This window comes from Terriglobus sp. YAF25 (assembly GCF_052113305.1).
Lineage (GTDB): Bacteria > Acidobacteriota > Terriglobia > Terriglobales > Acidobacteriaceae > Terriglobus.
This window is the reverse complement of the sequence record NZ_JBFRCY010000164.1, coordinates 1-7,070: the sequence shown is the minus strand read 5'-3', so window position 1 is coordinate 7,070 and position 7,070 is coordinate 1. Positions and strand designations below refer to the sequence as shown.

Below are 7,070 nucleotides of genomic sequence, written 5' to 3'. Positions count from 1 at the left end.
AGCGGATTGCGTTCGAAGAGGTAGCGGAACTTCTCGCGGTTATTCCGAAGGTTCTCTTCGGAGTGACCCAGCTTTACGGATTTTTCCGCCAGCATATCCCGCAGCCGCTCCATCTCGAGCCGGCTGTGTTTCAAAGAGATTTCCAGCTCTTTACGTGCGGAGAGATCCGTAATGGAGGCCAGGAACGGATCACCGGAAGCACCGTCTAGCATCCCTAGCCGCACCTCCACTGGAATCGCCGTACCGTGTCTGGAGACGGCCGTGAACTCCGCATGGCTCTTCGCGGCTTCAGCGTGTCCGCGTCTGCGAAATTCGGGAAGAAGCGTTTCGATCTCTTTGCCGATCAGCTCATCAGCTGAATAGTCAAAAAAAGCCTCTGCCCCACCGCTGGCTGCGAGGATCAGACCATTCCGGTCGAATAGCAGGAGCACACCAGGTAGCGCCCTGACCATGGCTCGGAGCGAAAAATCCGCCCCCCATGACAATTCGCTGACAGGAGGCATCGGCACCATGGCACCATTGTCAGGAACAATAGAGGGTCCGGGGAGGGGCCGTCCTGTGTGGATTGTGAAGCATTCCCGTTTTGGTACGAGTACCTAACTTGGAGTCACCGCTTAAGGGGTGGATAAGGTTCCTTAAGTAATCTGCCGTGCTAAAACCAAAGCACTATATCAGTCCTTTTTTTCGTTCGCCAGCGCCAGCGGTTTGCCTTCGCTGACGTAGTTTCGATTCCAGCTTGGGATCTCCACCGTATAACTTCCAGGCTTCGTAATGATGGCCTGACAGCCAAGACGGGAGTTTAGTTGTGGCCCAGCAGCCTGGTCGATGCGGTCCAGTTCATCATCCTCGGGTTCAGAGAGACCCGCCGCCCCTTCCTTCACATAGACATGGCAGGTGGTGCAGGCGCAGGAGCCTCCGCAGGCGTGGTCCAGAAAGATGTGATAGTTCTCAGCCACATCCAGGAAGCTCATCGGCTTGCCGTGGTGATCGTAGGGCATGGTGCCGAACTTGAACTCCACCGTCTTGCCCTCGGGCAAAAACGTTACGCGCACCATGTCAGCAGCGGGAGGCTTGCTGAGGTCAACCTCGGGAAGATTTGTGGTATCTGACATATCTTTTAGTCCTTCTTTTCTTCGGGCTTCGCTTCGCTGATCTGTGCGGGTGCGAAGGGGTGCGGCGCTGTGGGGCCCTCTCCCATTTTCTCACCCGCGGCATCCATGGTTTGTCCCGTGAGCGCTCCGGCAACGGCGGAGTCCATCATTAGCTCCGCGAAGCGCCGAGTGGCTTTATCCAGGCCGTCGATTGCCGTGCGAATGATCTTGTAGTCTCCGCCCTTCAGCGAGGCGTCGAGTTCGACTTCGGCGATCTTGATAGCGGCGAGTTCGTCGGCATTCAACTGCTGCCAGGCAAAATGCTTCTTACCCTTTTCGACCGCGTCGATGATCGTGGCGGCTTCGTTCCTTGCTTCGATCAACTGGCGTTCGGCGAGGTCGGCTTCCGCATTGTCGAAGCTCGAGAGAATCATCTCTTCCACCTGCTCGTCGGTGAGGCCGTAGGTCGGCTTCACCTCGATCTCCGCCTCTTTGCCGCTGCGCTGTTCGCGAGCGCTGACGTGCAGAATGCCGTTGGCGTCGATAAGGAACTTCACCTCGATGCGCGGCATACCGGCGGTCATGGGAGGAATTCCCTTGAGGTCGAAGCGGGCCAGGGAACGGCAGTCCTTCGCCAGCTCACGCTCGCCCTGCACCACGTGGATGGCGACATTGGTCTGTCCGTCGACACCGGTGGTGAAGTGCTCGGTCGCGCTTGCCGGAATGGTGGAGTTGCGCTGAATGATCTTAGCGACGACACCGCCAAGCGCTTCAATGCCGAGCGAGAGCGGAGTGACGTCAAGCAGCAGCAGGTCTTCGGTTGCGGCCGAGCCGCCGGCAAGGATGTCGGCCTGTACGGCAGCGCCAAGAGCCACGACCTCATCGGGATTGAGCTCGGTGTGAGCCTTCCTGCCACGAGCGCYCAGCCCAAAGAGCGTGTCTACCAGAGCGCGTACTGCAGGAATGCGGGTGGAACCACCGACGAGGACGACTTCGTTGATCTGATCCGGTTGCAGAGCGGCGTCTTTGAGGGCCTGCTTTACCGGACCAGCGGTGCGCGCGATGACATCGACGATCAGGCTTTCAAACTGGTCGCGTGTGATCGTGCGCTGGTACTTGCGGCCGCCGGGCAGGGCGGCGTCAATCCGCGTCTCCTGTTCCGAGGAGAGAGCGATCTTGGCGTCGATCACAGCTTTGCGTACAGCCTGCACGGTCTGCGGATTGGCGGCGAGCGCGGGGTCGATCTCGTTGGCGATCTCATCGAGCGCAATCGCCAGCAGCAGGTGGTCGATATCGTCACCACCGAGGTGCGTGTCTCCGTTGGTGGAGATAACCTCGAAGATGCCTTCGTGCAGTTTGAGGATGGAGACGTCGAAGGTTCCGCCGCCGAGGTCGTAGACGGCGACAATGCCTTCCTTCGCGCGGTCGAGGCCATAGGCCAGAGCGGCTGCCGTGGGTTCGTTGACCAGGCGCAGCACCTCAAGGCCGGCGATGCGGCCGGCGTCYTTGGTGGCCTGCCGCTGCGCGTCGTTGAAGTACGCGGGAACGGTGATGACAGCCTTGGTGACTGCCTGGCCAAAGAAGCGCTCGGCGTTCCTCTTCAACTGGCCCAGAACCAGAGCGGAGATCTCCGGTGGCGTCATCTCGCGGTCGCCAACTTTGAGCCGCAACACTTCACCGGCTTTGGAGGCGATCTGAAAAGGGAAGAGCTTTAACTCATCCCGAACATCTTCCAAACCACGCCCCATCAGGCGCTTGGCGGAGTAGACAGCGCTGCCCGGATGGCTCAGCAAGGTGGCGCGCGCCGGATTGCCCACGATCGCGCCTTCGCCGGTGAACGCAACCACCGAGGGGACAAGGTTCGATCCGTCTTCGCCCGGAATGACCACCGGCTTTTCACCTTCCATAAAGGCGACGAGGGAGTTCGTTGTACCGAGGTCGATACCGACCACGCGGCCCGCGGGCTGAATGCTCTCAATCTGTAAAAGATCTGCCATAAACAAGGGTCCACTGGCGGCTGAAAGCCGCAGAGGCGCAACATACTATTGTCGCATTCTTCTGATGACGGCACAGCAAAGGCGATGCGCGGTCTAGGGCATTTTCCCTGTTGCTGGGTATCCCCGAAGAGCGCGTGCAGCGGCGTTTTCATTGCGGCAAACGCCCATAGATGTGGAATCCTTCATTACACCTACAGGGAAAATGGTCTACCTCGAATACAAGCCGAAGGCGCCGCTCGCGCGATGGGTGAAGACGCTCTGGTACGTCCGTACACCCGGCATGGTGAGCACCGTGCAGCGCGTCCTGCCGAATGGTGACACGCAGATCGTCATCAACCTGGCGCACGCGCACTGTCATGGAGTTCTTCGTTCCGGAGAGCGATTCCTGCAGGCCCCATCGCTTCTGGTTGGGCTGCAGCATGGGTACCAGACCATCGACCTCGCGGACACCGAAGAGATGGTCGGCGTGGTCTTTGCTCCCGGCGGGCAGCGGCGTTTCTTCGCGGAGCCGGCGGCGCAGCTTTGCGGCCAAGAGACGGATCTGGAATCGCTGCTCGGTAAGGATGCCGCAACCCTCCGTGAGCGCCTGATGGACGTCTCCGGTCCGGAGTTGAAGTTTGCCGTGCTCGAATCGTTCTTGCGCGGCAGGCTGGGAGCCGCACCCCTGCACCCGGCGGTACGTTCCATGTTGCTGGAGATCCGGCGGCATGCGACGGCGTGCTCGTTGGCAGATGCGAGCAAGGCAACGGGCCTCAGCGATCGCAGAGTGCGCGATCTGTTTCGCGAGGAGATCGGTGTGTCTCCGAAGTCGTTTCTGCGGATCCTGCGGTTTCAGCGGGCGGTGCAGCAGTTACATCAGGGGACAGAGCAACCGTGGGCAGAGTTGGCGCTGGAGTGCGGATACTACGATCAGTCGCACTTTGCGAATGAGTTTTATGAGTTCTCAGGCATCAGTCCGACGGCCTATTCCCGTCTTGAGCGGCCATGGGCGAACCATCTCGTGTTGTAAAGATTTCCGTTTTTTCCAAGAAGCTTGTTGGCAGAGAGAGGAAGATAGGCGCATGAAAACTCCGGCAGCGAACGTTCCCTCAACTGTGATTCCCGGCATGCGGTATCGCGACTGCGTGGCGGCAATCGAATGGCTTTGTACCGCACTCGGCTTTGAAAAGAATGCCGTATACATGAACGCTGATGGTATACGCGTCGACCATGCGCAGCTTACCTTCGGCAACGGCATGATCATGCTGGGCTCGGCGCAGAATGAAACCCCATACACACCGTATGCCGCGACTCCGCAGGAGATTGGCGGACGCGAGACGAGGAGTGTGTCGCTGGTGGTCAGCGACTGCGATGCGGTGTATGCGCTCGCAAAGGCTGCGGGAGCAGAGATGGTCTTCGATCTTGAAGAAAAGTTCTACGGCGGCAAAGGGTTTACGTGCCGCGATCCTGAGGGATATCTGTGGCATGTAGGGACGTATAACCCATGGGCAAAGATGTGAAGCAGGTGGGAGCCGTGGGCTTCAGCCCACGGTTTAGAGCCACATAACAAATGGGCTTTAGCCCTGGGCTCATTTTCTGGAGGACAGAAAGGCCCAGGGCTAAAGCCCATTGATTAGTAAGTCTGAAATCAGCGGGCTGAAGCCCGCTGCTCCCACCTAAGAACATCGTGGTGACTATTCCAACGCTGCGTTGACGTCGCGCACGAGGTTGCGAATGTAGCTGCGGCGATTGAGCAATGCCACTATGCGGTCGCGGGCTTTGGTCTTCGCGGTATCGTCACCTGCATCGACAGCCGCATCCCAGGCTGTCCATAGCGATTCGAGCTCGGTCTGTGCGCTGGCGAGCATGCCTTCGAAGTTCGCCTTTGCGATTTCGAGGTCTTTGCGCAGTTGGGGATCGTCGTCGCCCATCTGTTTGTTCATCTTCATCTCTTCAAGCTGCATGTTGAGCTCGAAGGCTTCTTCGAGAAGCTCCGGCGGAGCCACCTGTTTCTTCTCGGTGCCGGCGGCTCTGGCTGCATCGGTAGCGGCACGTGACTGCTCTTCGAGTTGCACGCCTTCCAATGTCAACAGATATTCCGTACGGGCGATGGGTTCCTTCAACGTGCGATAGGCGTCGTTCAACAACGAGGACTGGCGCAGAGCCTCTTCCTGCTCCGCGACAGGCTTCGCGGCGAAGCGGTCGGGGTGCAGTTTGCGGCTCAGAGTGTAGAACTGCTTCTCCAGGGCGGCGGTGTCGAGATGCAGATGACGGGGAAGACCGAAGAACGCAAAGTAATCACTCATCGATCACCAGTGTATCGGTTAGAGCATTTTTCCTGTTGCTGGTATCCCGAAGGATCGTGCAGCGGCGTTTTCATTGCGGAAAATGCCCATAAATGCACAAGCCCTGCACGACAGCTACAGGAAAAATGCTCTATGCAACAGGCCACGCCGCCATCGCTGTTCTGCCCGCAGCCGGAAGATCATTTCTGCAGTATGGTCATCAGTATCAGTGCTGGTGCATGGGCATCGGTGTCGTTCTATAAATAGGGCATTCAGAAATAAGCCTCAATCAGAACAGGAGAATTCGTCATGGCAAACCTCAGTGGAAGAGCGGCGCTCGTCACCGGCGGCTCACGTGGTATCGGTGCGGCGATCGTCAAGCGCCTCGCCTCCGACGGTGCACAGGTCGCATTTACCTACAGCGCGTCGCCCGATCAGGCACAACAGGTCGTCGATCAGGTTCAGAAGGCCGGAGGGAAAGCCATCGCTATCAAGGCGGATGCGACGGATCRGGCAGCAGTACGCTCGGCCGTGCAGCAGGCGGCAAAGGAGTTCGGCAAGATCGACATCCTGGTCAACAACGCCGGTATCGCCGTCCTGGCGCCTATCGCTGACTTCAGCGAGGCCGACTTTGAGCGCTCGCTCTCGGTAAACGTACGCAGTGTGTTTACAGCCACGCAGGAGGCGGTTCGCAACATGCCTGACGGAGGCCGGATCATCCATATCGGCTCCACCAATGCAGAGCGGATGCCGTTTGCGGGTGGCTCTGTCTATGCCCTGACGAAGGGCGCACTGGCCAGCTTCACGCAGGGACTGGCGCGTGATCTGGGATCGCGCAGCATTACGGTCAACAACATTCAGCCCGGCCCGGTTGATACCGATCTGAATCCAGCGTCCGGACCCTTTGCGGAGACGATGCTGTCATTGTTGGCGCTGAAGCGCTACGGTCATGCCGATGAGATTGCGGGCATGGTGAGTTATCTTGCAGGCCCGGAGGCTGGATACATTACCGGCGCAAGCCTGTTGATCGATGGGGGCTTCGCTGCCTAGAGCATTTTCCTGTAGGTGTAGAGTAGGGCTTCCGCATCTATGGGCGTTTTCCGCAATGAAACGCCGCCGCACGCCCTTCCGGGATACCCAGCAACAGGAAAAATGCTCTGAGGGCTGCATGCAAGAGGCCGGCCACGATGGCCGGCCTCTCGTTGTCTTCTCTAAGAGCTTTTATGCCGTGAACGACGATCCGCAGCCGCAGGATTTCTGCGAGTTGGGATTGATGAAGTTGAAACCCTGGCGCATGAGGGTCTCTTCGAAGTCGAGGATCATGCCGTTCAAGTAGAGGAAGCTCTTGGGATCGACGAAGATGCGGACCCGTTCGCTGTCCTGCTCAAACTCCCACACGCGGTCGCGTTCACGCGGCTTGGTATCGAAGCGGATGGAGTAGCTCAGACCGGAGCAGCCGCCGCCGGTAACGCCCAGCCGCAGACCTCCGTCGGTACCGGAGATGCCTTCCTTGTGCATGGCGGCACGGACGCGGCGGATCGCCTTTTCTGTCACGGAGATGCCGGTGGCTTTTGCATTCAATTCGGGCGCTGCCACCGCCGTCGCCAGCGGCGAGGAGAGCTTCTGCTCCTCGGGCGCCGGGGCGCTCATGGCGTTGCTGGTGGTCGAGCTGATGGAGACAGTGGACATAGATATTTAGATGCGACAGGGAACCCGTC

At 59.0% G+C, this 7,070-nt stretch carries 8 protein-coding genes; 3 read left to right on the top strand and 5 right to left on the bottom strand.

Annotated elements, in window-relative coordinates; genetic code table 11:
- From AB4043_RS08920 to hscA, 3 genes are all read right to left on the bottom strand, one after another.
- Positions 1-431: PAS domain S-box protein (locus tag AB4043_RS08920; protein ID WP_442306889.1), on the bottom strand; the 431-nt coding region annotated here is incomplete at its 3' end.
- Between the two features lie 240 nt (positions 432-671).
- A complete protein-coding gene (locus AB4043_RS08915; protein ID WP_442302212.1) occupies positions 672-1,112 on the bottom strand; it encodes a 2Fe-2S iron-sulfur cluster-binding protein in 441 nt (146 codons plus the stop codon).
- A 5-nt stretch (positions 1,113-1,117) separates the two neighbouring features.
- Positions 1,118-3,088 (bottom strand): Fe-S protein assembly chaperone HscA, encoded by a 1,971-nt coding sequence (gene hscA / locus AB4043_RS08910; RefSeq protein WP_442306888.1) that lies wholly within the window; start codon positions 3,086-3,088, stop codon positions 1,118-1,120.
- Between the two features lie 202 nt (positions 3,089-3,290).
- On the opposite strand from hscA, the gene AB4043_RS08905 reads away from it, so the two are divergent.
- Positions 3,291-4,097 carry a helix-turn-helix domain-containing protein gene (locus AB4043_RS08905; RefSeq protein WP_442302214.1) on the top strand — a complete coding sequence of 269 codons (807 nt, stop codon included), beginning with the start codon at positions 3,291-3,293 and terminating at the stop codon, positions 4,095-4,097.
- Positions 4,098-4,149: 52 nt separating this feature from the next.
- Positions 4,150-4,587: a VOC family protein gene (locus AB4043_RS08900; protein WP_442302215.1), complete on the top strand. Its 438-nt coding sequence runs from the start codon at positions 4,150-4,152 to the stop codon at positions 4,585-4,587.
- Positions 4,588-4,761: 174 nt separating this feature from the next.
- Here AB4043_RS08900 and hscB read toward each other — a convergent pair whose 3' ends face one another.
- A complete protein-coding gene (hscB, locus tag AB4043_RS08895) occupies positions 4,762-5,373 on the bottom strand; it encodes a Fe-S protein assembly co-chaperone HscB (protein WP_442302216.1) in 612 nt (203 codons plus the stop codon).
- A gap of 288 nt (positions 5,374-5,661) precedes the next feature.
- Between hscB and AB4043_RS08890 the strand changes: the two genes are divergently transcribed.
- Positions 5,662-6,402 carry a 3-oxoacyl-ACP reductase family protein gene (locus tag AB4043_RS08890; protein WP_442306887.1) on the top strand — a complete coding sequence of 247 codons (741 nt, stop codon included), beginning with the start codon at positions 5,662-5,664 and terminating at the stop codon, positions 6,400-6,402.
- A gap of 171 nt (positions 6,403-6,573) precedes the next feature.
- On the opposite strand, the gene AB4043_RS08885 is transcribed toward AB4043_RS08890, so the two are convergent.
- Positions 6,574-7,041 (bottom strand): HesB/IscA family protein, encoded by a 468-nt coding sequence (locus AB4043_RS08885; protein WP_442302218.1) that lies wholly within the window; start codon positions 7,039-7,041, stop codon positions 6,574-6,576.
- Positions 7,042-7,070: the final 29 nt, after the last annotated feature.

Excerpts from the sequence above, each read along its gene's own strand:
- AB4043_RS08905 (WP_442302214.1), top strand. The coding sequence starts at position 3,291 with ATGGTCTACCTCGAATACAAGCCGAAGGCGCCGCTCGCGCGATGGGTG.
- hscB (WP_442302216.1), bottom strand. The coding sequence starts at position 5,373 with ATGAGTGATTACTTTGCGTTCTTCGGTCTTCCCCGTCATCTGCATCTC.
- AB4043_RS08900 (WP_442302215.1), top strand. The coding sequence starts at position 4,150 with ATGAAAACTCCGGCAGCGAACGTTCCCTCAACTGTGATTCCCGGCATG.
- AB4043_RS08915 (WP_442302212.1), bottom strand. The coding sequence starts at position 1,112 with ATGTCAGATACCACAAATCTTCCCGAGGTTGACCTCAGCAAGCCTCCC.
- AB4043_RS08885 (WP_442302218.1), bottom strand. The coding sequence starts at position 7,041 with ATGTCCACTGTCTCCATCAGCTCGACCACCAGCAACGCCATGAGCGCC.